This window comes from Arthrobacter sp. TJ-254, assembly GCF_058269175.1.
Window position 1 is genome coordinate 282,172 of record NZ_JBZCNF010000005.1, and the last position, 24,430, is coordinate 306,601.

The 24,430-nt window shown below is 69.7% G+C and carries 17 protein-coding genes; 6 read left to right on the top strand and 11 right to left on the bottom strand.

Features of this window, described 5'->3' with window-relative positions; all coding sequences use genetic code 11:
• Positions 1–45: 45 nt before the first annotated feature.
• Positions 46–2,811: a bifunctional acetate--CoA ligase family protein/GNAT family N-acetyltransferase gene (locus AC4D14_RS15720; RefSeq protein WP_490903585.1), complete on the bottom strand. Its 2,766-nt coding sequence runs from the start codon at positions 2,809–2,811 to the stop codon at positions 46–48.
• A 97-nt stretch (positions 2,812–2,908) separates the two neighbouring features.
• Between AC4D14_RS15720 and AC4D14_RS15725 the strand changes: the two genes are divergently transcribed.
• Complete coding sequence (locus AC4D14_RS15725; RefSeq protein WP_490903586.1) at positions 2,909–5,416, top strand: DNA gyrase/topoisomerase IV subunit A; 2,508 nt, start codon at positions 2,909–2,911, stop codon at positions 5,414–5,416.
• Between the two features lie 91 nt (positions 5,417–5,507).
• Here AC4D14_RS15725 and AC4D14_RS15730 read toward each other — a convergent pair whose 3' ends face one another.
• The 4 genes from AC4D14_RS15730 to AC4D14_RS15745 all read right to left on the bottom strand — a co-directional run bounded on the left by AC4D14_RS15730 (position 5,508) and on the right by AC4D14_RS15745 (position 12,799).
• On the bottom strand, positions 5,508–6,491 hold the full coding sequence (locus tag AC4D14_RS15730; RefSeq protein WP_490903587.1) for a GNAT family N-acetyltransferase: 984 nt from the start codon (positions 6,489–6,491) through the stop codon (positions 5,508–5,510).
• Entirely contained in the window at positions 6,478–10,062 is a 3,585-nt protein-coding gene (gene cydC, locus AC4D14_RS15735; protein ID WP_490903588.1) for a thiol reductant ABC exporter subunit CydC, read from the bottom strand. The genes AC4D14_RS15730 and cydC overlap by 14 nt, the downstream gene beginning before the upstream one ends.
• Before the next feature lie 86 nt (positions 10,063–10,148).
• Positions 10,149–11,171, bottom strand: a complete 1,023-nt coding sequence (cydB, locus tag AC4D14_RS15740; protein ID WP_490903589.1) for a cytochrome d ubiquinol oxidase subunit II — start codon at positions 11,169–11,171, stop codon at positions 10,149–10,151.
• 41 nt (positions 11,172–11,212) lie between these two features.
• On the bottom strand, positions 11,213–12,799 hold the full coding sequence (locus AC4D14_RS15745; RefSeq protein WP_490903590.1) for a cytochrome ubiquinol oxidase subunit I: 1,587 nt from the start codon (positions 12,797–12,799) through the stop codon (positions 11,213–11,215).
• Positions 12,800–13,017: 218 nt separating this feature from the next.
• Between AC4D14_RS15745 and AC4D14_RS15750 the strand changes: the two genes are divergently transcribed.
• Together AC4D14_RS15750 and AC4D14_RS15755 are read left to right on the top strand one after the other, a co-directional pair.
• Positions 13,018–13,386, top strand: coding sequence for a BlaI/MecI/CopY family transcriptional regulator (locus AC4D14_RS15750; protein ID WP_490903591.1), 369 nt, complete (start codon positions 13,018–13,020; stop codon positions 13,384–13,386).
• Between the two features lie 6 nt (positions 13,387–13,392).
• On the top strand, positions 13,393–14,376 hold the full coding sequence (locus AC4D14_RS15755) for a M56 family metallopeptidase (protein ID WP_490903592.1): 984 nt from the start codon (positions 13,393–13,395) through the stop codon (positions 14,374–14,376).
• Positions 14,377–14,411: 35 nt separating this feature from the next.
• Here AC4D14_RS15755 and AC4D14_RS15760 read toward each other — a convergent pair whose 3' ends face one another.
• Positions 14,412–16,520, bottom strand: coding sequence for a DNA gyrase/topoisomerase IV subunit B (locus AC4D14_RS15760; RefSeq protein WP_490903593.1), 2,109 nt, complete (start codon positions 16,518–16,520; stop codon positions 14,412–14,414).
• Positions 16,521–16,697: 177 nt separating this feature from the next.
• Here AC4D14_RS15760 and AC4D14_RS15765 point away from each other — a divergent pair, with 177 nt between their 5' ends.
• Both AC4D14_RS15765 and AC4D14_RS15770 read left to right on the top strand, forming a co-directional pair.
• Complete coding sequence (locus tag AC4D14_RS15765) at positions 16,698–17,060, top strand: DUF1622 domain-containing protein (protein WP_490903594.1); 363 nt, start codon at positions 16,698–16,700, stop codon at positions 17,058–17,060.
• Positions 17,061–17,181: 121 nt separating this feature from the next.
• Complete coding sequence (locus AC4D14_RS15770) at positions 17,182–17,403, top strand: DUF7455 domain-containing protein (protein ID WP_490903595.1); 222 nt, start codon at positions 17,182–17,184, stop codon at positions 17,401–17,403.
• 163 nt (positions 17,404–17,566) lie between these two features.
• Here AC4D14_RS15770 and AC4D14_RS15775 read toward each other — a convergent pair whose 3' ends face one another.
• Positions 17,567–18,757, bottom strand: coding sequence for an RNA polymerase sigma factor (locus tag AC4D14_RS15775; RefSeq protein WP_490903702.1), 1,191 nt, complete (start codon positions 18,755–18,757; stop codon positions 17,567–17,569).
• Between the two features lie 293 nt (positions 18,758–19,050).
• Entirely contained in the window at positions 19,051–20,403 is a 1,353-nt protein-coding gene (locus tag AC4D14_RS15780; protein ID WP_490903596.1) for a DUF4192 domain-containing protein, read from the bottom strand.
• 143 nt (positions 20,404–20,546) lie between these two features.
• On the opposite strand from AC4D14_RS15780, the gene AC4D14_RS15785 reads away from it, so the two are divergent.
• Positions 20,547–21,863, top strand: coding sequence for an MFS transporter (locus AC4D14_RS15785; protein WP_490903597.1), 1,317 nt, complete (start codon positions 20,547–20,549; stop codon positions 21,861–21,863).
• A gap of 12 nt (positions 21,864–21,875) precedes the next feature.
• On the opposite strand, the gene AC4D14_RS15790 is transcribed toward AC4D14_RS15785, so the two are convergent.
• Genes AC4D14_RS15790 through AC4D14_RS15800 form a run of 3 tightly spaced genes read right to left on the bottom strand, consistent with a single transcriptional unit; the run spans position 21,876 to position 24,420 of the window.
• The gene (locus AC4D14_RS15790; RefSeq protein ID WP_490903598.1) at positions 21,876–22,505 is read right to left on the bottom strand and encodes a LysE family transporter; all 630 of its coding nucleotides are present in this window, start codon (positions 22,503–22,505) and stop codon (positions 21,876–21,878) included.
• A 4-nt stretch (positions 22,506–22,509) separates the two neighbouring features.
• Positions 22,510–23,856: an MFS transporter gene (locus AC4D14_RS15795; RefSeq protein ID WP_490903599.1), complete on the bottom strand. Its 1,347-nt coding sequence runs from the start codon at positions 23,854–23,856 to the stop codon at positions 22,510–22,512.
• Positions 23,857–23,916: 60 nt separating this feature from the next.
• Positions 23,917–24,420, bottom strand: a complete 504-nt coding sequence (locus AC4D14_RS15800; protein ID WP_490903600.1) for a hypothetical protein — start codon at positions 24,418–24,420, stop codon at positions 23,917–23,919.
• Positions 24,421–24,430: the final 10 nt, after the last annotated feature.

A 24,430-nucleotide genomic window follows, 5' to 3' on the forward strand; every position in this document is an offset into this window, starting at 1 on the left:
TCCCCTACCCGCCCGCGCTCTGCCTAACCCGCGGTCCTGTCCGGCCTAGTCGCGCATCGCACGCCGGGCGCTGTCGGTGCGCTGGCGGGGATTGCCCACTTCGATGCGGGCGCTGAGGATAGACAGCCCCGCGGTTGAGACAAGGACCGGGTTGAATTCGAGAAGGGCGATCTCCGGGTGCCGGTCCTTGAGCAGCGCCACCCGGGCCACCAGGTCCTCAATGGCCGCAACGTCCGCGGGAGGGAGCCCCTGGTAGCCGAAGAGCTTGATCGAGGCCTTCGGCGAGCGCACGAGGTCCGCCACGTTGACGGTGCTCAGCGGCGGCACGCCGTGCCCCCAGTCGTCGAGGACGTTCACCGCGTCACCGGCCAGGCCGAAGGAAAGCACCGGGCCCAGCAGGGGGTCCTCGATCGCCCGCAGGGTGCACGCCTGCCCTGAGGGTGCCATTGACTGAACCTCCATGCCGAAGCTGCCGAAGGGGGCAAGCGCCTTCTCCATCTGCAGGATGTTCCGGCGCAGCGACTCCGCGTTGTCGATGCTCAGCCGCACTCCGCCCAGGTCGAGTCGGTGCCGGAGGTGCTCGTCCATCGTCTTGAGCGCCACCGGCCACCCGAGGCGCTCGGCCGCGGCGACGGCGTCGTCGGCGGAGTCGAAGCTTTCCGAGGGCAGCAGGTCGATGCCGTAGGTGGCCAGCAGGGCAGCGCTCTCCGGGCCGGTGAGCCGGGTGAGGCCGACGCCGGTGACCCGGGTGAGGATGGCCTCGAGCTGGGCGTCGGCGGCGTCGGCGTCGGTGCCGGGCACGTCGGTGAACTCGCCGTGGTCGCGGGAGCGCCAGGCGGTGTAGCCGACCACCGCGCCAAGGGCCGACACGGCAGCACCCGGGCTGGCGAAGCACGGCACGCCGCGCTGCAGGTCGGTGCCGGCGCGGGCGTCGTCGGCGGTTCCCGGCCCGTCGCCCTGGCGCCGGCCGTTGGAGGTGGCCTCCGCCCCTGCCTGCGGCTGGGCGGCAACGAGGCCGTCGAGCTGCAGTGCCGCGTCGAGGATTCCGGTGAAGGATGCAACAACCGGCTTGCCGAAGGCCTCCCCGCAGGCCTGAAGCCGCGCCGCTACGGCCTCGGCCGTGAGCCCGCGTGCCGGGAGGGTGGCCAGGATGAGCGAGTGGACCGATTCGTCGGCCAGGGCCGCTGTGAGGGCCGCCTCGAGGGCGGGAAGGGCAACCGACTGCCCGGCGTCGAGGTCGAGGTCCGCGACGACGGCTGCAACGGTCATGGCGTGGGCGGCAACCGCGTCGGCGACGACCTTGCCGAGGGCCGAGGAGTTGCTGAATACCGCGACCCCGGGGCCGGCCGGCAGCGGCTGCGAGGCGACGATCTGCGCGACATCCATGAGCTGTTCGGTTGTCTCGACCTGGATCACCCCGGACTGGCGGAGCATCGCGTCGAGCGCCCCGGCCGGGGCCTGCGTGACGCGCACGGCATGCCCTGGGGGAAGCTGCATTCCGGTGGTCCCGGACTTCGCGACGATCACCGGTTTGGTCTGGGCGAGGCGGCGTGCGATCCGGGAAAACTTGCGCGGGTTGCCGATCGATTCGAGGTAGAGGCCGACGGCGCTGGTCGCGGCGTCGTCTTCCCAGTACTGCATCGCATCGTTGCCGGACACGTCGGCCCGGTTGCCGGCGGAGATGATCGACGAAACGCCGAGCCCGCGCCGGCTGGCCGCCGAGTAGAGGAGCACCCCGAGGCCGGCGGACTGGCTGAACAGGGCGAGGCTGCCGCGCCGGGGCAGCGCGGGCGCCATCGACGCGTTGAGGCGCACCGCAGGGTCCGTGTTGACGAGCCCCAGCGAGGCCGGCCCCACAACCCGCATGCCGTGCGCCCGGGCCGTGTGGACGAGCCCGCGCTGACGGGCGAGGCCCTGTTCGGTGTCCTCCGCGTAGCCGCCCGTCGCGACGAGCAGGCCCCGGACGCCGGCTGCGGCGCACTCCCCCACGACCTTGTCCACCTGGTCGTAGGGGACGGCGATGATCGCAAGGTCCACGGGCCCGGGAATCTCCGCCAGGGAGGCGTGCGACACCATGCCTTGAAGCTCGAAGGCCTCCGGGTTCACCGCGTAGACGGTCCCGGTGAACCGGCCCTCAATGAGGTGTTCGAGCAGGGAGTACCCGACGGTCCCCCATTTCCTGCTGGCGCCGATCACCGCAATGGAGGACGGCGTCATCAGTTTCGCGACGCTGCGCGCCTCGGCCCGGTGTTCGCGCGCCTCCATGACGGCCTGGGACTTGCGGGTGGGGTCGATGTCGAAATTGAGCATGACCACGCCGTCGTCGAAGTGGCGCTTCACCTCGTAGCCGGCGTCGGCGAAGACGCTGATCATCTTCCGGTTTTCGGGAAGGACCTCGGCGGAGAAGCGCCGGATCCCGTTTTCGCGGGCGGCCGTGGCGAGGTGCTCAAGGAGGATCGAGCCGACCCCGCGGCCCTGGTAGGAGTCCGACACGTTGAACGCGACCTCGGCCTCGGTCGGGTCGTCGAGCCGGTCGTAGCGGCCGATCCCGATGATGTCGGCTCCGCGGGTGATCACGAACGCCACGCGGTCGTGGTGGTCGACCTCGGTGAAGCGCTTGAGCTCCTTTTCGCTGAGCTTGGCCTTGTAGGTGAAGAACCGCAGGTAGATCGAGTTCTCGGACTGGCGCCCGTGGAATGCCTGGACGGCGTCGGCGTCGGAGGGGGCAATGGGGCGCAGGTGCCCCGTTCCGCCGTCCCGCAGGACGACATCAGCCTCCCAATATTCGGGGTAATGTCCGTCTGCCACCATAGACTCAGCGTAGTGGGCATCCTCCGCAACCGTCAGTAGAGCGGACCTGCCCATGCGAGAAACAGCCCCAGATCCAAGTTGAGGAACCACCACCGCCATGGCCAAGCGCCAAAATTCAGCCCCGCCCGCAGACTTCACCGAGAACATCATCGACATCGATGTTGAATCCGAAATGCAGGACTCGTTCCTCGAGTACGCCTATTCGGTGATCTACTCGCGTGCGCTCCCCGATGCGCGCGACGGCCTGAAGCCGGTGCAGCGGCGCATCCTGTACATGATGACCGACATGGGGCTGCGCCCCGACCGCGGGCATGTGAAGTCGGCCCGCGTTGTCGGCGAAGTGATGGGCAAGCTGCACCCGCACGGCGACGCGGCCATCTACGACGCGATGGTCCGCATGGCCCAGGACTTCTCGCTGCGCCTGCCGCTGATCGACGGGCACGGAAACTTCGGATCGCTCGACGACGGCCCCGCAGCCCCCCGGTACACCGAGGCGCGGCTCGCCGCCCCGGCGCTGAGCCTGACCGACCACCTCGACGAAGACGTCGTCGACTTCGTCCCCAACTACGACAACCAGCTGATGCAGCCTGAGGTGCTCCCCGCGGCGTTCCCGAACCTCCTGGTCAACGGGGCGAGCGGCATCGCCGTCGGAATGGCCACCAACATGGCCCCGCACAACCTCGGCGAGGTGATTGCCGCCGCGCGCCACCTCATCGCGAACCCCGACGCCGGGCTCGACGACATCATGCGCTTCATTCCCGGACCCGACCTGCCCAGCGGCGGCAAGATCGTGGGCCTCACCGGGGTCCGAGACGCCTACGAGACCGGCCGCGGCTCCTTCAAGACCCGCGCCAAGGTTGAGGTTGAACAGCTCTCCGCGCGCCGCACCGGGCTCGTCGTCACCGAGCTGCCCTACACGGTGGGCCCCGAGAAGGTCATCGAGCGCATCAAGGACGCCGTCAACGCCAAGAAGCTCCAGGGCATCTCCGACATCGTCGACCTCACCGACCGGATGCACGGCCTGCGCCTCGTGATCGAGCTGAAGAACGGGTTCAACCCCAACGCCGTCCTCGCCCAGCTCTACCGGCACACGCCCATGGAGGATTCCTTCGGCATCAACAACGTTGCCCTTGTCGACGGCCAGCCGCGCACCCTGGGCCTGCTCGAGCTCCTCCACGTCTACATCAACCACCGCATCCTCGTTGTGCGCCGCCGCACCGCCTACCGGCTCGGGCGCAAGAAGGACCGCCTCCACCTCGTGGAGGGACTGCTGATCGCCATTGTCGACATCGACGAGGTCATCCAGATCATCCGCTCCTCCGACGAGGCGGCCGCTGCCCGGGAGCGGCTCATGTCGATCTACGACCTCTCCGAGATCCAGGCGAACTACATCCTCGAGCTGCGCCTGCGCCAGCTGACCAAGTACTCGCGCATCGAGCTTGAGAAGGAGCAGGACCAGCTCCGGCGGGAGATCGAGGAGCTGGAGCGCATCCTCGGCTCCGAGGAATTGCTGCGGGCACTGGTTTCCGATGAGCTCGCGGTCATTTCCGCTGAGTTCGCCACTCCCCGTCGCACGGTGCTCCTCGAATCGGAGGCAGCGGCCCCGCTGAAGGGCTCGGCGCTGCCCGAGGCCGCCGGCCGGGGCGCCAAGGCGGTGCTTCCCCTCGAGATCGCCGACGACCCGTGCTGGGTGGTCCTTTCGACATCGGGCCAGCTCGCCCGCACCGGGGACCGCGAACCGCTCGGGGAGGGACAACGGATCCGGCATGACGCCTTCCGGTCGATCATCGCCACAACCGCCCGCGCCGAGATCGCCGCGGTGACCTCCGCCGGCCGGATGATCCGGCTGCAGGTGATGGACATGCCGTCCCTGCCGCCCACGGCCGGGGTTCCAAACCTGGCCGGCGGGGTGCCTGCCCGGGAATTCATCACGCTCGAACGCGGCGAGACCCTGGTGGGCCTTGCCCCGCTCAACACCGTGCTGGCCCTTGGCACCGCCCAGGGCGTGGTCAAGCGGGTCTCCCCCGACTACCCGCTCAACCGGGACGACTGGGAGGTCATCTCGCTCAAGCCGAAGGACTCCGTGGTCGGCATCGCCCCCGCCGGGGACGACGACCAGCTGGTCTTCATCACCCGCCAGGCGCAGCTGCTGCGCTTCGCCGGTTCGGCTGTCCGCCCGCAGGGGCGCACCGCCGGAGGGATGAGCGGCATCAAGCTTGCAGTGGGCGACACCGTTGTGTTCTTTGGCGCGGTGGCCGCCGACGACCCCGCCGCCGTCGTCGTGACCCTCGCGACCTCCAGCGACGCGCTGCCCGGCACCTCGCACGGTTCCGTAAAGGTCACCGAGTTCACCGAGTACCCGGCCAAGGGCCGTGCCACCGCCGGGGTGCGGGCGCACCGGTTCCTGCGCGGCGAGGACGCGCTTGCGCTTGCCTGGGCGGGCCACGGTCCGGCGAAGGCGGCAACGGCCAACGGCGTCGCACGCGCCCTGCCGACCGAGCACGGCCGCCGCGACGGCTCGGGGATCGCGCTGACCCAGCAGATCGAGGCCGTCGGCCCCGGCCTGGCCTGGCAGGCGGAGGAGGACGGCGCGCCCTCGGCCTAGCCGCAGCCGATCACGCCCTTCGCACCGCAAAGCGACGAACGCACCCGGATTTCCGGGTGCGTTCGTCGTTTCCGGGTGCGCCCGGCGCGGGTCAGGTCACCGTGAGGTCGAACACCAGCGAGCGCTGCGTGGGAACGTAGCCCATCCGCTCGTACAGGCCAAGGGCGCCCGAGGGGTTTTCCGTGTCAACGCCCAGGCCGGCGCTGTCCATGCCGCCGTCACGGAAACGCTTCATTGCCTCCGCCAGCAGCGCCGGGGCAAGGCCGCGGCCCCGCCAGGCGCGGCGCACCCCCAGCAGGTCCGTGTACCCCTCGGCGCGGCCGAGCAGTTCAATCGAGCCGGGGTCGTAGCTGGCCATCTGGTAGGCGGCCACCGCCCCGGTCTGCTGCTCCACGAGGGCCAGGCTCCAGTCGGCCCGGAACTCGGGGTGGGCGGTGACGAAGCCCCATGCCTCCTCGTCGCGCGGTTCGCTGCCCCAGTGGTCCCCGAAGGCGTCGTTGTGCGCGAGCCTCACCTCCTCCGAGATGGCCTCGTTGAAGGTCACGAGGTCCAGCTCCGCCGGAAAGGGAAGCTCCGGGATCGGTTCAGTGAGGGGGCGGGTCATTTCGGTGAAGTACCTGACGACGGTGCTCCCTGTGAGTTTGAGCAGCGCCACGTGCGAGGGGTTGCTCTCCTCCACGTAGGTCCGCAGCACCCCGCCCGCCACGCCCGCGCCGGCGAGGCGCGCCCGCGCGCGGCGCTGCTGCCAGGCGAAAACGGCCCGCCCAATGCCGCGCCGCCGCCACGCGGGATCCACCCCGCCGGCGCTGTGGGTCTTGACGGAGCCGGGATTCATGAGCACCCTTCCGAACGCGCGGACGGTGCCCTCAGCGTCGACGCCGAGGATGGTGTCTTTGCGCGGATCGTTCTTCGAGGACGCCAGGGCCTGCTCCAGGTCGACGCGCTCTTCAATCCAGTCGGGCTTGTCCTCGGCCGCCATCCGCAGGATCAGACCATGCCACTGGTCGATGTCCTCCGCCGTGATGGGACGCCAGGAGAGGGAGTCGGGCAGGGCGGAAGTCTCAGACGCGCTCATACGCCCAGCGTAGGTCACCCCCGCGGGAGTGAACATCCCCGCCGGTCTCGCCTCCGATCCGCACCCCCTCCTCGCACAGGGCAGCCTCACTGACGTCGTGGGTCACGAGCAGCACTGCCTTATCGGTCAGTCCCAGCCGCAGGTCGTGCAGGAGCGCGCGGGCGCCGGCCGAATCCAGGTGCGCGGTGGGCTCATCGAGCAGCAGGACGTCGGCGTCGGTCAGCAGTGCCCGCGCGACGGCGAGCCGCTGCCGCTGTCCTCCGCTGAGCCGGCTGCCGCCCGCTCCCACCCGCGCGTCGAGGCCGTCCTCGAGCTGGTCAAGGAAGGACCCGAGGCCCACGGCGTGCAGCACCCGCACGAGTTCGGCTTCGGGGATTGGTGAGCCGTCGTTCCGTGCGAGCTGCAGGTTGGCCCGGATGGTCGAGTTGAAGAGATGGCTCTCCTGGGGGCACCACGCGATCCTGCGCAGCACCGGCTCCCCTCCGGCCACCGCCCTGCCGTTCACCAGGAGGCTTCCGGAGGCCAGCGGCAGGAACCCGAGCATGGCTCCGATCAGGGTCGACTTGCCGCTGCCCGAAGGGCCCGTCAGGGCCGTCCAGCGGCCCGGCGCCAGGGAGAGGGAGACCCCCGACACGACCGGACGGTCCGATCCGTAGCCGACCGCCGCGTCCTGCAGTGCGAGGGAACGAATGGGTCCGGTGCCCGTGCGGCCGTCGGGACCAGGCTGCCCCTCCCGCGCGGAGTGGACTTCTCCCGATCGAATTTTTTCCCCGGGATGCCGCGGGCTTCCGGAGCGGCCGCGGCGGGGGGCGTTCCGCCCGGCGCACACCGTCCGGGTTTGGGAGTGCGCTGGGCCGTCCTGCCGGGTGCGGCGCGGCGCAAGGATGGGATGGATCCGTGCGGCGACCGCCCGCAGCGGCCCCCAGTGCTGCACCGCAGCGGCCGCCGCCCCGAAGGGTTCGATCAACGCCAACTGCATCAGGGCGACGACGGCTGCGGTTTCGGCCGGCACTCCGCCGGACACCGACAGCACCCCGAGTGCGCCGGCGGAGCAGGCGAGCACGACGAGGCCCTGGCCCGTGCCTGCAGCCCAGGCCACGCGGCGCAGGCCCCGGGCGGCAGCGTGATCGAGCGCCTTCCAGCGGTCCAGCGCCCTGCCCGCGGCAGCGTTCACCGCAAGGTCGGGGGCGGCGCGCAGGAGCCGCGCTGTGTGCTCCAGTGACTCTGCCCTCCGCGCCAGGTTTGCGGCACCGGCGGCCCGGTCGGCCAGAACCGCTGCTGCCGGTGCCGCACCCAGCGCCACTGCAGCGGACGCAAGCTGCCACCCCAGCGCCTCAGGAAGCAGCAGCGCAGTGGTCAGGATGGCGGCGGCTCCGGTCAAGAGCGCCGTCAGCGGCGGCAGGACCGCACGGGGAGTCAGGTCGCGCAGTTCGTCGACGTCCCCCACCAGGGACTCGATGCCGCCGGATCCGCGGGAGACAGTGCGCCAGGACTCCGACCGGCCGAGGAGGCCCTCCCACACGCGCAGGCGCACCTCGTCAGCCCGGGCGAAGACGGCGCGGTGCAGGGCGAGGCGCTCGCAGTAGCGCAGCAGGGAGCGTCCGATGCCGAAGAACCTCACCCCCACGATGGCGGTGAGCAGGTACAGGATGGGTGGTTGCTCGCCCGCCCGCACGATCAGCCAGCCGGACAGGGCCGTCAGTGCCACGGCGAAAAGGGATGCGCCGAGGCCAAGGCCTGCGGCACCGAGGAAACGCGGCTCCCACGGCCGGACCAGGCTCAGGACGGTCCGCAGACGGGCGGCGGGCCCGGGATGCACCGGGGGTTCGCTGTCCACTGCGGCGGGGGCCGGACGCCCGTCGGCCGCCGGGTCCGGACCTGCGGCGCCCATCCTGCCGGAGTCCGAACGGCCAGCTTGCCCGGAGGCAACGGCAGTGCCGGGTGTCCCTGGGGCACCCGGCGCCGCGCTGGAGGCCGAACCGCCGGCCGCGGCAGGGGGCCCGCCCAGGACGACGGCGGCGTCGGCGAGTGCTGCGGTCTCCTCGTCGTGGGCGATCAACAGCACCGTGACGCTCCCGCGGAGCCCGCGCAACACCGCGCGGATGGCTTCCGTTGACGCCGCGTCGACATGGGCCGTGGGTTCATCGAGCAGCAGCAGGCCTACCCCGGGCTGGTGCCGGGTGCGCAGGAGGGCGCGAGCGACGGCGACCCTCCGCGCCTCGCCGGGGCTCAGCTCGCCGGTCCGCCGGCCGAGCAGGCCCTGCCCGCCGACCGAGGCGAGCCCGTCGGCGAGCGCGCGGTGGCCGACGGGCAGCCCGGTGTACAGGGCGAGCTCCTGCTCCACGGTGTCCTGGAGGAATTCCGGGTGCTGCGGAACCCAGGCCACCGAACCGGGCGCCGCGCCGGAGAGCGTGCCCGTGACCTCCAGCCCGGGAGGCGCGGCAGTGGTGCCGGCGAGGAGCGCCATGAGGGTGGACTTGCCGCTCCCGCTGGGGCCGGTGAGGGCAGTGATGGTTCCCTCCCCGAGGGTGAAGCTGAGTCCCGAAAACAGCGGCGCACCTGCTCCCTTGAAGCGGGCCGTGAGATCCCGGACCGCGACGGGCGCCGGGGCCCCGTGCCGTCCGCGGCTGGCCCGGGGAGCCTCAAGGATGGCGCGGACGCGCCCGCCGGCCTCCCTGCCGTCCTCGCTGGCGTGGTGGGCGGCCCCGACCTCGCGCAGCGGCGTGTAGCACTCGGGTGCCAGCATCAGCGCGAGCAGGGCGGTTTCGAGCCCGAGGTCGCCGTGGATCAGCCGCACACCGGCGAAGACGGCCACGACGGCCACCGAGATGGTGCTGATCAGCTCAAGGGCCAGTGAGGAAAGGAACGCGGTGCGCAGTGTTGCCATGGTGCGCGTCGAGGAGCTGTCGGCGATGTCGCGCAGTGCCCGGGTCTGCTGCGCGGCCCGCCCCAGGCCCACAAGCACCGGCAGGCCCCTGGCCAGTTCGAGCAGGTGGTCCGACAGGCGTGCCAGGGCGGCCGCGGCATCCCGCGTGCGGTCCTCGGTGTGGAGCCCGATCAGGATCATGAACACCGGGACCAGGGGAACTGTCAAGAGGATGATGACGGCGCTGACCCAGTCGGCGGCGAGTATCCGCGCGCCGATCAGCAGCGGGACGACGCCGCAGGTGACGAGTGCGGGAAGGTACTGGGTGTAGTACTTGTCGAGCCCGTCGAGGCCGCGGGTCAGCAGCACGCTCAGGGCCCCCGTGCCGGCGGCAACGGGAGCACCGGGCACAGTGTGCCCGCCGGTACCCGCTGCCGGGAGGGCGGCGGTGCCGCCGTCGCCGACGATGCGCTCCAGGGCGGCGTTGCGCAGCCGCTCCTTCACACCGACAACGAGCCGTGCGGCGGTGACGTCCTGGCCCCAGGCCGCAATGGTGCGCAGCGCGACGCCGGCGGCGCCCTCGAGCAGGAGCGTTCCCGGCTCCAGCCGCCCGTCGGCGAGGGCGGCGAGCCCAGAGGCGAGGGTCTGGGCCACGAGCACCAGCCCCGCGGCCTTTGCCGCGGCGAGAGCGCCGAGCAGGTACACCGCCGGCGCCGACCCGACCGGACCGGCCGGACCTTCGGGAGGTTTCCGGCGGGGCCTTTCCGTTCCGGTCCGCACCCCCGGGGTGCTCACAGCGGGGTCACGGCGTGGGCCGCGGGGATGCTGCGCTCGGAGATCCGGCGGCGGAACACCCAATAGGTCCAGCCCTGGTAAGCCAGGATCAGGGGCAGCCCGAAGGCCGCCACGATGCTCATGACGGTGAGCGTGTACGGGGAGGACGACGCGGTGTCGACCGTCAGGTCGAACAGCGGATCGAGGGTCGAGGGAAGCACCACGGGAAAGGCCGCGGAGAAGATCGCGCCCATCGTCAGTACCATGGCGGAGCCCAGCGCCGCGAAGGCCCGGCCGTCGCGGTTCCGGCGGGCCGAGCGCAGGGAGGTGACGGCGCAGCAGCCGGCAAGGACGAGTGCGGCGGCGGTCAGCAGCGTTCCGCCCCGGACCTGCACGACGACCGCCCAGGCGAGCATCGGCAGCAGCGCGACGGGCAGCAGCCGCCGCATCACCCGCAGCGCCGTGTGCCGCACGTCGCCGTCGGTCTTCAGCGCCAGGAACGCCGCAGCGTGCACGAGGCAAAAGAGGACGACGGCGGCGGAGCCGAGCAGTGCGTAGCCGCTGAACCAGGCGAAGGGGCCCCCTTCGCGGTCGCCGTTCGCATTGATGGGAAGCCCGGTCGTGGTCAGGGCCAGCGCTGCTCCGATGCCGGCGGCGGCCGTCAGGGAACCCAGCGCGATGGCCCAGTCCCAGCGGTTCCGCCATGCGGGGCTGTCGACCTTGCCTCGCCATTCGAAGGCGACCGCCCGGAAGATCAGGCCGAGGAGCACTGCGAGGAACGGCAGGTAGAGCGATGACAGCAGGGAGGCGTACCAGAGGGGGAACGCCGCGAACATGGCGCCGATGGCTGTGATCAGCCAGACCTCGTTGCCGTCCCAGACCGGCCCCACGGTATTCAGCAGGACCCTGCGCTGGGAATCGGTGCGGTAGACGAGCTTCATCAGCATGCCCACGCCCAGGTCGAAGCCCTCAAGGAAGAGGTAGCCGGCCCAGAGGACGGCGATGAGGACGAACCAGATGGTGGGAAGTGCCTCGGACATGCGTTGATACCTTTTTCTGTCTCAGCCGCGGAGGACGGCTCTTAGTACGCGAAGGAGAGGACGTCGCCGTCGTCGGCGCGGTGTGCGCCGCCGTCGTCGTGGGTTTCCGGGGTGTGGGCAAGTTCGGGCATGGCCGCGGCCACCCCACCCCGGACGTAGGTGAAGAGCAGCCGCACCTCGATCACCAGCAGCACCGCGTACACGAGCGTGAGGGCCACGAGGGAGGTGAGGAGTTCGGCAACGGTGACCCCCGGCGAGACCGCGGCGGCGGTGAACATGAAGACGCTGTCGATGCCGGCGAAGTCTGGGTTGGGTGCGACGACGAAGGGCTGGCGGCCCATTTCGGTGAAGATCCAGCCGGCGGCGTTGGCGCCGAAGGGGGCGAGGATGCCGAAGACGGCGAGCCGCATGAGCCACCGCGACTGCGGGACCGTGCCCTTGCGCAGCACCCAGAAGGCGGCGGCTGCCGCCATTGCGGCGACCGCGCCGAAGCCGATCATGATGCGGAACCCCCAGTAGGTGACCTCGAGGACGGGGAGGTACTCGATCTCGGTGCCCGCGCGCTCGCCGTAGATCGGGTTGTCCGGCAGGTGCGTGCCGTATTTCTCCTGGTATTCGGGCACCAGGGTGTTCACGCCCTTGACCTCGGTGGTGAAGTCGCCGTTGGCCAGGAAGGAGAGCACCCCGGGCACCTCGATGAGTGCCACGATGTCGTCGCAGCTCTGGGAGCCGAGGTTGCCGATGGAGAGTACGGAGAATCCGGTGCCGTCGTGGCAGGCGGCCTCCGCGGCGGCCATCTTGATGGGCTGCTGCTCGAACATGAGCTTGCCCTGCAGGTCGCCGGAGACGGCGGTTCCGGCGAAGGCGATCATGGCGACGACGGCACCGAGCCGGGCCGAGCGCAGCCAGACGCGGTGGTCGGTCGCGTCCCGGGACGGGGCAGCGGGGGTGCCGGCGCCGGCCTGGACCCTGCCCTCCGCGTCGACGGTGTCGATGCCGTCGTTGCGGCGCTTCCAGAGGTGGTACCAGCTGATGCCGAGCAGGAACGCCCCGGCGACGGCGAGGGCGCCGAACACGGTGTGGGGGAAGGCCACGAGCGCGGTGTTGTTGGTCAGCACCGCCCACACGTCGTTCAGGACGGGGCGGCCGTCCACCAGTGCGTACCCGACCGGGTGCTGCATCCAGGAGTTGGCCACGAGGATGAAGTAGGCGGAGAGGACCGAAGCCAGGACGGCGGCCCACAGGGACAGCAGGTGGAGCAGCTTGGGCAGGCGCTGCCAGCCGAAAATCCAGAGGCCGAGGAAGGTCGACTCCACGAAGAAGGCGAGAAGGGCCTCCATGGCCAGGGGTGCGCCGAAGACGTCACCGACAAACCGGCTGTATTCGCTCCAGGCAAGGCCGAACTGGAACTCCTGGACCAGCCCGGTGGCCACGCCCATGATGAAGTTGATGAGGAAGAGCTTTCCCCAGAAACGCGTCATCCGCAGGTATGCCGCTTCCCCGGTGCGGTACCAGAGGGTCTGCATCACCGCTACGAGCAGGCCGAGGCCGATGGTCAGCGGGACCATGAGGAAGTGGTAGACGGTTGTGATTCCAAACTGCCACCGGGCAATCTCCAAGGCTTCCATAGGGCCCTTTCACGTTCTCCGCGCTCCCGCGGCATCGTTTCTACAGCTCGTAGAAAAGTTTCTTCTACATAGCGTAGAACAATTTTCGGAGCGATTCTACGAGGTGTAGAAAGGTCGGCCGAAACGCGGTATGTTATACCCATAGGCAGTCCCGGGGCTCCCCCCTTAGGTGATCGGCACCGCCGACACGCGACATCGGATTTCGTCAAAGGAAGATCATGGCAACACTTGGAGACCTCGAACGGACAGTAATGGACCTGCTGTGGGGAACCCCCGGAGCAATCACCGCAAATGAGCTGCGCGACGCCATCGCCCTCGTTCCCGAAGGAGCCGAAACCGGCCGGGAACTGGCGGTCACGACTGTCCTGACCGTGCTGTCCCGGCTCGAGAAAAAGGGCCTCGTCCAGCGCGAACGCAACAGCAGGCCGCACCGGTACAAGGCCGTCACCAGCCGTGCCGACCACACCGCCGAGCTGATGCACGAAGTGTTCGCCACGGCTCCCGACCGTGAAGCGGTCCTGGCCCGGTTCATCGGCAGCGTCTCGGAGGCCGAAGCGCAGACACTGCGCAAGCTGCTCGGCAGCTAGCACACCGTGTTCTGGGCGTCATACTTCTTGGCCGCCCTCGCGGTGCTTCTCGCGTGGCCGGTGCCCATCGCTCTCTCCCGTGCGGCATGGCCGGCCAGGTCGCCGTTCACCGCCATGATCCTCTGGCAGTCAATCGCCCTCGCCGGTGGGCTCTCGATGATCGGCGCGATGCTGGTGTGGGGCCTTGAACCGCTCGGGGACAACCTGCTCTCCGCCGCGGGCGGGCTGTGGCTCGTCCTGGCCGAGGGGCGTCCGGCTGAAACCCTCGGGGTAGTGCACGTCTTCGCGTTGAGCGCGGCAACCCTGCTCGGAGCACACCTCGTGTTCACCCTCATGCTCACCTATGTGCGGATCCAGCGGCAGCGCCGGCGCCACCGGGACATGCTCGGGCTGCTGAGTTCACCGGCACACGACAGCCCAGCCACCCTCGTGATCAACCATCCGGCCCCGGTGGCGTACTGCCTGCCCGGCGGGTCGCGCTCGGTCACGGTCCTGTCGGACGGGCTCCTTGAGCTGCTCTCCCAGGAGGAACTCGACGCCGTCCTCATCCACGAGAACGCGCACCTGCAGCAGCGCCACCACCTCCTGCTCTGGGCCTTCGCCGCGTGGCGGGCGGCGCTGCCCTGGCTGCCGACGACCCGACTGGCACAGGCGGCAGTCACCGAGCTCATCGAAATGCTCGCGGACGACCAGGCACTCCGCCGGGTGGATGAGGCGGCGCTGGTGCGTGCCATCGCGGTTGTCGCCTCCGGGTCCCCCGGCGCGCTGCCCGATGCGTCGGCCCCGGCCGTCGAAAACCTGCAGCCCCTGGCGCCGGCCGGGGAGGGCGCACCGGAGGACGCGGTCCACACGACCGTTCACCGCCTGCGCCGGCTGCTCACACCGCTGAAGCCGTTGTCGATCCTCCAGCGCGGAGCCGCGCTCGGCTCCGCCGGGCTCCTGCTCGTCGTGCCGCCGCTTGTGCTGATCGCCCCGGAACTGCTGGGCTGACGCAGGCGGCGGCCCTCACGGCCCGGCCGCCCGGCTCAGGCGTCGATGCGCTCGCGGTCGAGCGTCGCCGCGCCGGCCACGATGAAGTCCTTGCGCGGTGCGACGTCGCTTCCCATCAGCAGTTCGAAGACCCGCTCCGCCGACTCCGCCTCCTGGATGCGCACGCGGCGCAGCGTCCGGTGCCGGGGGTCCATTGTTGTCTCCGCCAGCTGGCCGGCATCCATTTCGCCAAGGCCCTTGTAGCGCTGGATCGGTTCCTTGAACCGCTTGCCCGCCTTCTCCATGGCGGCAAGGAGCCGGTGCAGCTCCTGCTCCGAGTAGGTGTAGACCATTTCGTTGGGCTTCGAGCCGGGATTGATCACCTCGACGCGGTGCAGCGGCGGCACAGCCGCATAGACCCGTCCCGCCTCGACCAGCGGCCGCATGTACCTGAAGAACAGCGTCAGCAGCAGGGTGCGGATATGCGCGCCGTCGACGTCGGCGTCGGTCATGAGGATGACCTTCCCGTAGCGCCGGGCGTCGAGCTGGAAACTGCGGCCCGACCCGGCCCCCACCACCTGGATGAGGGCCGCGCACTCGGTGTTGGAGAGCATGTCGCCCACCGAGGCCTTCTGGACGTTGAGGATCTTGCCGCGGATGGGCAGCAGCGCCTGGTAGTCCGAGGACCGGGCGAGTTTCGCGGTTCCCAGGGCGCTGTCGCCCTCGACGATGAACAGTTCGGAGCGTTCGGGATCGTCGATCCGGCAGTCGGCCAGCTTGCTGGGCATCGAGGAGGTCTCGAGGGCGTTCTTGCGCCGCTGGGTCTCCTTGTGCACGCGCGCCGAGATACGCGACTTCATCTCGGCCACGACCTTCTCGAGCAGCTGCGCGGACTGGGTCTTGTCGCCGCGGGCCGTTGAGTTGAGCCGTGCCGTAATCTCCTTCTCCACCACCTTTGCCACGATCGCCTTGACCGCCGAGGTGCCGAGGATCTCCTTTGTCTGCCCCTCGAACTGCGGTTCGGCGAGCCGGACGGTGAGCACGGCGGTGAGACCGGCGAAGACGTCGTCCTTCTCGATCTTGTCGTTGCCGGCCTTGAGCTTGCGCGCGTTCGCTTCGATGACCTTGCGGAAGGTCTTCAGCAGCGCCTGCTCGAAACCGCTCTGGTGGGTGCCGCCCTTGGGGGTGGCGATGATGTTCACGTAGCTGCGCATCGTCGTCTCGTACCCGATGCCCCAGCGAAGGGCGATGTCGACGTCGCAGTCGCGTTCCACTTCAGCCATATGGCTGTGGCCGCGGTCATCGAGCACCGGCACCGACTCTCTGAACCGCCCGGAGCCCTGGATCCGCCACACGTCGGTCACTGCGGCGTCGACGGCGAGGAACTCGGCGAACTCGGAAATGCCGCCGTCGTGCTGGAAGACCTCTTCGACCGGTCCGGCCTCGCCGGGCGTGCCGGGCAGCCGCCGTTCGTCGCGCAGGGTGATCCGCAGTCCAGGCACCAGGAAGGACGTCTGGCGGGCCCGCGCCTCGAGCTCCTCATAGGAGAACTTGGCGTCGGGGGTGAAGATCTGCCGGTCCGCCCAGTACCGGATGCGGGTGCCGGTCACGCCGCGCTTGGTTGTCCCCACGACCTCAAGGCGCGAGCTGTCGAGGAACGGCTCGAACGTCGCCGTCGGCGAGACCGACTTCCCATCGATGAACCGGCCGGGCTCGCCGCGGCGGAAGGACATCTTGTACGTCTTGCCGCCCCGGTCGACGAAGGCATCGAGCCGGGCCGAGAGAGCGTTGACCACGCTGGCGCCGACGCCGTGGAGGCCGCCCGAGGCGGTGTAGGAACCCCCGCCGAACTTTCCGCCTGCGTGAAGCTTCGTGAAAACGACCTCGACGCCGCTGAGCCCGGTCTTCGGTTCGGCGTCGACGGGGATGCCGCGGCCGTCGTCATGGATCTCGACGGAGCCGTCGGCGTGGAGGATCACCGTGATGCTCTGGCCGAAGCCCGCGAGTGCCTCGTCGACCGAGTTGTCGATGATCTCCCACAGGCAGTGCATGAGCCCGCGCGAGTCCGTCGAGCCGATGTACATACCGGGCCGCTTGCGGACCGCCTCAAGGCCCTCGAGGACGGAGAGGTGGCGGGCGGTGTAGTCGGAACTTAGTGGGGTCACGTTTGGGCGATCTCCTCGGCGGGTTGCGGCACTATGAGCGGGCCCGGCCGCCGAAAGCGGCCGCCGGACACCACTGACCAGCTTATTACCCGCCACCGACCACTCGGCGCAGGCTGGCCCGGCGGTGCCGCCCGGACTGTAGGGTCGAGCCACAATGCCAGCGCTGTGAGGAGAACAATGGACTTCCTTGAAACCATGGAAACCGTCGGCAAGGCCGTCGACGCTGCGGGCGTGATCGCCATTGTGATTGGAGCTACTGTCTCCACAGTGCTCGCGGCCGGGGCCCTGCTGCGCCGCCGCGCCGACACCTACGAGACCTACCGCCGCCGCCTCGGCCGGTCGATCCTACTCGGGCTCGAGCTGCTTGTGGCCGCCGACATCATCCGCACGGTTGCCGTGACACCCACCTTCGAATCCGTGGGCGTCCTTGCTCTCGTGGTACTGATCCGCACCTTCCTCAGCTTCTCGCTTGAGCTCGAGATCACAGGGCGTTGGCCCTGGCAGAAGCGAAACGAGCCCGAGACGGCGGCCAATCAGTAGCTTGCGGCCACAAAGTCAAGAAAGTGCCCGGGTACGCCGGGAGCGAAAGACCACCAACCCTGCGAAGGATCGGCAACGAATAATGGTTATATGAATACACGATCCACATGAGGAGGCATTCATGACCACTGCAGTAGCAACCCGAGAGTTAACTGCCCAGCACCGCTGCGACCGCTGCGGAGCCCAGGCCTACGTGCGCGCGGTCCTTTCGTCCTCCGGTGGAGAGCTTCTGTTCTGCGGCCATCACGCCCGCAGCGTCGAAGCCAACCTGAAGCCGCTCACCTCTGAGTGGCTCGACGAGACTGAGCGGCTCAACGAGAAGCCCGTCGTCAGCGAAGCCTGAGTCCGGATTCCACCGGGCCCCCTCCGTTCGGGGCGGCCCGGGTGTGGACGGGCATTGATAGACACAAGGAAGGCCCCCTCCGCGGAGGGGGCCTTCCTTGTGTCTATCGGCCGCCCTGTGACCGGGCGGCTGCGCTGTGACCGGGCGGCTGCGCCGGGGTCTGTCAGTCGAGGTAGTCGCGCAGCACCTGTGACCGCGACGGGTGGCGCAGCTTGGACATCGTCTTCGATTCGATCTGCCGGATCCGCTCGCGCGTGACTCCGTAGACCTTGCCGATTTCGTCTAAAGTCTTCGGCTGGCCGTCGGTAAGGCCGAAGCGCATGGCGACGACGCCGGCCTCGCGCTCGGAGAGCGTGTCGAGCACCGAGTGGAGCTGCTCCTGAAGCAGGGTGAAGCTGACGGCGTCGGCGGGAACCACGGCCTCGGAGTCCTCGATGAGGTCGCCGAACTCGGAGTCGCCGTCCTCGCCCAGGGGCGTGTGCAGTGAGATCGGTTCCCGGCCGTACTTCTGGACCTCGACGACCTTTTCGGGGGTCATGTCGAGCTCGAGGGCCAGCTCTTCCGGGGTGGGCTCCCGGCCCAGATCCTGGAGCATCTGGCGCTGCACGCGTGCGAGCTTGTTGATGACCTCGACCATGTGGACCGGGATGCGGATGGTGCGCGCCTGGTCGGCCATGGCGCGCGTGATCGCCTGTCGGATCCACCAGGTGGCGTACGTGGAGAACTTGAAGCCCTTGGTGTAGTCGAATTTTTCGACCGCACGGATCAGGCCCAGGTTTCCTTCCTGGATCAGGTCAAGGAAGAGCATTCCCCGTCCCGTGTAGCGCTTGGCCAGGGAGACGACGAGGCGCAGGTTCGCCTCGAGGAGGTGGTTCTTGGCGCGCTTTCCGTCATGGATGACCCATTCGAGTTCGCGGCGCAGCTTCGGATCCATGTCCGGGTCGGCGGCGATCTTCTCTTCGGCGAACAGTCCGGCCTCGATGCGCAGGGCGAGGTCGACTTCCTGCTCGGCGTTGAGCAGTGCAACCTTGCCGATCTGCTTGAGGTAGTCCTTGACGGGGTCGGCGGTGGCTCCGGCCGAGACGACCTGCTGGGCGGGGGCGTCGTCGTCGTCCGCGTCGGAATAGACGAATCCGGTGGTGGTGCCCGTTTCCGCCTCGGCGGCCTCGGTCTTTACTTCCTCGATGTCCAAGTCCGCCGGTGCGTCGGGGATCTCAGGAATCTCATCGACTGCGTCGACGGGGCTGGTGGCGTCGGGTGAAGCCTTCACCGGCGTTTTGGCTGCGGCAGCCTTGGGGGCGGCCTTCTTGGGAGCGGCCGCCCTGCGCTTTGTTGTGGTGGGGCCAGCTTCCAGTGAAACTGGCGCTGCTGTCTTCTTGACCGACACAGAGAACCTTTCAGACGCGGTGTGCGGTGCCGTCAAGGGGACAACACCACTATGACCCTGTCAAGTCCGTGCTTGATTTCAGACGGAAACCGGGGACTGGAGTCCTTAGAAAGGACTCGTTCCTCGGACTGCGCTGTTCCCGGTACCTGCGCTTCACGCAACAGACACCGGAGCCAACACGGCTCCATTTGATGCACGGACCCCACCGGGTCTCGTTTAGATTGTCTCACGCTTTGGCGGTGCACGTGAATTGCCCCCGGCTAGGGGCGCGGCCCGGGGTGACGTCCGCGGGCCGCATCCGCCCCCGGCCCCCACGCGGAGTGGCGGCGCCGCGCCCACAGGGGCACGCCGCCATTGAGGATGAGTTCCCGCAGGAGCCGGGCGAGCCGGTAGCCCGGTTCGGTTGCCTCGGCGTGATCAAGATAGGCGCATGCCCGCGAACACCGCCCGCGGGCGTACTCGAACCACGCCAGCATCGAGTAGGCCGCGGCACCCGCCTCCCCCGCGGAGAGCCGTCCGAGCTGGAGCAGCAGGGCCGAGGCGGCGTCGACGCGCTCCCAGCGGGGCCTGCCCTCGTACCGTCCCGCGAGCAGTTCGGCGAAGACGCGGGCCGCCTCCTCGGACCCGCGCGGGTCGAGGGGCACCGGATCGGAGCCGCCGGACGCCGCACCCGGCCCGGGTGCCGGCGGCAAGGGCAGCGCCGGCTGCTCCGGTTCCAGCGCCCGGGGCCCTGCCGGCCCGGGTGCCGGCTGCGGGGGCACCACAGGATCCAGCCGGGGTCCTCCCGGCGAGGAATTCTGCAGCAGCGCACAGGCGCGGGCACCCCGGACGGCGGCGTCAAACCCTAGGCCGGCGAGGACGAGCACCGAGTCCCGGATCGCCTTTGAGGTAAGGCTCGCCAGCAGGAATGCCGCGGTGTCGGGATCCAGCTTGCCCGGCTCGACGGCGTCGGGCCGGGCGATGTGTTCATCCCATGCCTTAAGGGTGGCAAGGAACTGAGGTTCCGTCTGCCAGCGCCCGGCGCAGGCGCGCGCGTAGGCGCTGACGCGGTGCCCGACTGTTTCGCGCAGGGCCGGGTCCGGGGGCGCCGAGGCGAGTGCCCGGTCGACGGCGAGCTCGGCGGAGGCGGAGACACTGCTGCCCCCGAAGATCAGTTCCACGCTGAGCGCGCTCTCCTCGATCGAGGTCACGGGGCGGCCGGGCCACGGGCAGCAGTCCGGGTCCACGCAGAAATACTCCCGCCAGTGGGTCGCCGAGACCAGCCAGGCGTCTTTGAGCGGCATCCGCGCCGCTGCAAGTGCCTGCCCGAGGGCCTCTGCCATCGCCTGGCGCGGAGGGGTGGCCGGAGCGTTCCAGCCCTCGTCGGTATAAAGGACCATCAGCGTCGCGTCGGCTCCCTCGTCGGAGCACAGGTAGGAGCAGACTCCCGCAGCGAATGCCCGGGGATCATCGCCGGGAGGCGGCAGGTCCACACGGAGCGTCGCACCAATGGTCCGCCCGGAGAGGGTCACCATGACCAGGCTCTCGACGGGCCCGAAGCCCAGTGCGTGGGGAATATAGGCGAGGATGTCGGCCGGAGACGTGATGCGCAGGGGCGGAGAGTCGGTTGCCATCCCTTGAGCATTCCCCGTTGACCTCCCGCCGCGGCGGCACCCGACGGCTATGTGGAGAACCTTTGAACGGTGTTCGGGATGCGGCGGCCGGAGACGGGCCGGTTTCGACGCTCTGCGTGTATTAGTAGGTACATGAGGACGATATGAGCGGGAACCAGCCGACATCGCGGCGCCCCGCCGAAGGAATCGACGCGGCCCTGGCAACGGCGGGCGGTGATCCCCTGCAGCGGCGCGTGGTTCGTATCCTTGCCGCGGCGCAGATCCTTGGTGGGATCGGCATGGGTGCCACCCTGTCGCTCGGTGCCCTGCTTGCCTCCGAGATTTCCGGTTCCACCGCCTGGTCGGGGATGGCCGCGACAATGAGCACCCTCGGAGCCGCACTGCTGGCTGTCCCGCTGGCACGCCTCGCCCAGGCTCGGGGACGCGGGATCTCCCTGTCCTCGGGGGCGCTGATCGCAGGCACCGGCGCTGTGCTGGCCATCGTCGCGGCAGGGCTGTCGAGCTTCCCGCTGTTGCTCATCGCGCTGATGCTGCTCGGCGCCGGCTCGGCGACGAACCTCCAGGCGCGGTTTGCAGCAACCGATCTCGCCTCGACGGGAACCCGCGGCCGGGACCTGTCCCTCGTCGTCTGGTTCACCACGATCGGGGCGGTCCTCGGCCCGAACCTGTTCGAGCCCGGTGAAGCGCTGGGGGCCTACCTTGGACTGCCTCCGCTGTCTGGAGCCTTCGCGTTCTCCGCTGCCGCCCAGGTGGCCGCGACTGTCGTATACCGGGTGGGCCTGCGCCCGGATCCCCTGCTGACCGCGCTCCGCCTCCGTGGCCCCGTTCACGACCAGGCGTCCCGGCAGGGCGGGATTTCCATCCTGCGCAGCAACCCCCTGGCACGCTACGCGGTGGTCAGCGTGGCACTGAGCCACGCCGCAATGGTGGCGCTGATGTCGATGACCCCGGTGCACCTCCGCGACCATGGCGCCACGCTCGCCGTCGTCGGCCTGACCATCAGCCTTCACGTTGCCGGCATGTACGCCCTCTCCCCCGTGTTCGGCTGGTTGGCCGACCGCGCGGGAAGGACGGCCGGCATCCTCACGGGTCAGGTGCTGCTGCTCGGCGCACTGCTGCTGGCATGGGCCGGTGCCGATTCCGCCGCGGCCGTCACCGTCAGCCTCATCCTCCTGGGCCTGGGCTGGTCCGCCTCGGTCGTGGCCGGGTCGGCGCTGGTCGCCGAATCCGTCGAGGTGGAAAGCCGCTCGGCCCTCCAGGGCGTCTCCGACCTGTCGATGAACGTGGCGGGGGCGCTGGGCGGGGCGCTCGCCGGGCCGGTCCTGACAGTTCTCGGTTACTCCGGGCTGGGCCTTGTCGTGACGGGGCTCGTTGTGGTTGTCCTCCTGTGGACCGGGCTTCGGGCCGGCCGTGCGATGCGCGGCCGCGGTCCAGCCGGGCCTGAGCTCCCCAACGCCTGAGAACCGTGGAGGTCAGGCCCCGGCAGCGGTCTTCACTGCCAGGAGCATCACGATCGATCCCCCGACCAGTGCCGTGAGGCGCCGACCCCTCCTGCCAAGCAGGACGCGGCGGAATGACGCCCCGGCGCCGGCGAGGAGAAGCTGCCAGCTGGCCGATGCGCCAACGACCCCGGCAAGGAACAGGCCCCGCTCGGGAACCGATTCGACGGCGCTGAAGGCCCGTCCCGCGATCAGGGCGGTGAAGTAGATGACCGTCGTCGGGTTTGTCAGGGTGAGCCCCGCAACGGCGAGGAACGCACGGGCGGGGCTCACGGAGCGTTCCTCTCCTGCGGGCTTTGCCCGCGCCGCCTGGTCGGGCCGGAACGCCGGGCGCAGCAGGATCAGTCCGACCGCCGCGAGCACCAGGGCCGAGACGACCCGCAGGGGTACCTGAATGGGTTCGATGACCGACCCCGCGGCCGCGCCGGCCAGGAGCGCCGCCGCCGCGTAGACGCCGTCGACCGCCGCCGCACCCAGTCCCCCGCCCGCGGCCACTTTCCAGCCGCGGCGCGCCCCGAGGGACACCAGGTACACGCCCACCGCCCCTAACGGAACGGCGATCCCATAGCCTGCGGCTGCGCCCGCAAGGAATGCCTCGATCACCGGCCTACGTCTGGTTTCCCTCAGCGCTGCGCCGGACCCGTTCGGCGCGCCGGCGGGCGCGTTCCCGGGCGAGCGCTTCCCGGAGCGGCGGCACGACCACACCCTGCTCGGCCATCTGGCGGCGCACCGTGCGCCGGACGATCAGTATCGCGGCCGCACCCGCACCAAGGATGACGAGCTGGAAGGCCATCGCAATCCGGAACGAGCCAAGGGCGTAGAGGTCGTTCCCGGAGAAGCCGGCGGCGTACAGGTAGTCAAGGATCAGCCCGATTCCGTACATGGCGATCAGCGAGGCAGCGAAACCGCCGATGTTCACGATGCCGGTGGCCGTGCCCATCCGCGACGACGGGTTGAAGGTGCGCGCGAAGTCGAAGGCGATCATCGACCCGGGGCCGCCCAGGGCCAGCGCCACGATAAGCAGGGCGAGCAGCCACAGCGGCGCCGTCCCGGGCATGAGCAGGACGGCAAGCCAGGCGCATGCGATCCCTGCCGCGATGGCCAGGACCATGGTCGAACGCCGCAGGGGGTGCCGGGAGACATAGAGCCCAAGCAGCGGGCCAGACACGATGCCCACGGCGACGAAAAGCGTCATGAGCGCCGACGCGCCAACCGGGTCCACCCCTTCGGCCCGCACCAGGTAGGGGTAGCCCCAGATCAGCACGAACACCGTTCCGGGGAACTGAACGGTGAAGTGGGACCACAGCCCGAGGCGGGTGCCCGGCTGGCGCCAGGCCCGTGCCAGGGAGATCCCGGTCTGGCGGAGGCCTGCAGCCGCCCGGGGTTGCCGCTGCGGGGCATCGCGGATGAGTGCCACCGCGAGGACGACGGCGAGCGCCGACATCGCGGCGGCCGAGAGGAACGCGGTGCTCCACCCGGCGGCGCCGAGCAGTGCGGCGAAAGGAACCACCGACACAACCTGGCCCAGCTGCCCAATGATGCCGGTGCACTGTGTCAGCACGGGGATCCTGCGGGGTTCGAACCAGGCGGGAAGCAGCCGCAGCACCGAAATAAAGGTCATCGCGTCGCCCGCACCGACAAGGAGCCTCCCTGCAATTCCGCCGGTGATCGTCTCCGAAAAAGCAAGCTGCACCTGCCCCAAGGCCATGAGCAGCGCCCCGGCGAGGATGAGGAAACGCGGACCGACCCGGTCCACCAGCACCCCCACGGGAATCTGCAGCGCCGCGTAGACGAGCAGCTGCACCACCGTGAAAATGGAGAGCGCCGAGGCGCTGGCTGAATAGCGCTCCGTCGCTTCGAGCCCCGCGACGCCGAAACTCGTCCGCTGGGTCACGGCAATGAGGTAGGCGACCACCCCTGTCCCCCACACCAGCCATGCCCGGTATCCGCTCACCCCTCCATTATTGGTGGAGGAGCCCCCTCCTGCGCACTCCGGCCGGCGCGGCGGACGCGATCAGGCGCTGCGCAGGCCTGAAGCGTCGAGCAGGACGCCGGCCTGCCGCACGTGCGGCTCGCACTGCTCGCCGTTCGGGTGCACCGCCGTCGTACTCACCTGCGCCTCCCAGCTCTTTTGCGTGCCGTCGGAGTGGCTGACTGTTGCTCTCACCGTCAGGTCGCCTTCCGGGAGTCCCTCGATGACGGCGAAGCCGGCGCTTGTGCCGTCGGGGCTCGACTCCGCCCAACAGGTGAGGGAGTCACAGCCTTCGTTTGAGATGTAGGTTCCCGGATGAAGTTCGACGTCCCCTGGCCGGCACTGGTTGTTCCAGCAGGCTTCGAGCTCAACCGCGGTCACGGTGTCGGCGGTGTCCGCGGCGACCGTCACGCTCACTCCGTCGTGGGCGCCGATTTCGGTGCACGCAAGCGGGGCCGCCCCGCCCTGCTGCCCGCATCCCGCCAGGAGGAGCGCGGCGGAAACCGCGAGCCATCGGAGCGGGCGGGGAAGCACTGGCGATTTCATGCCTCAGGGT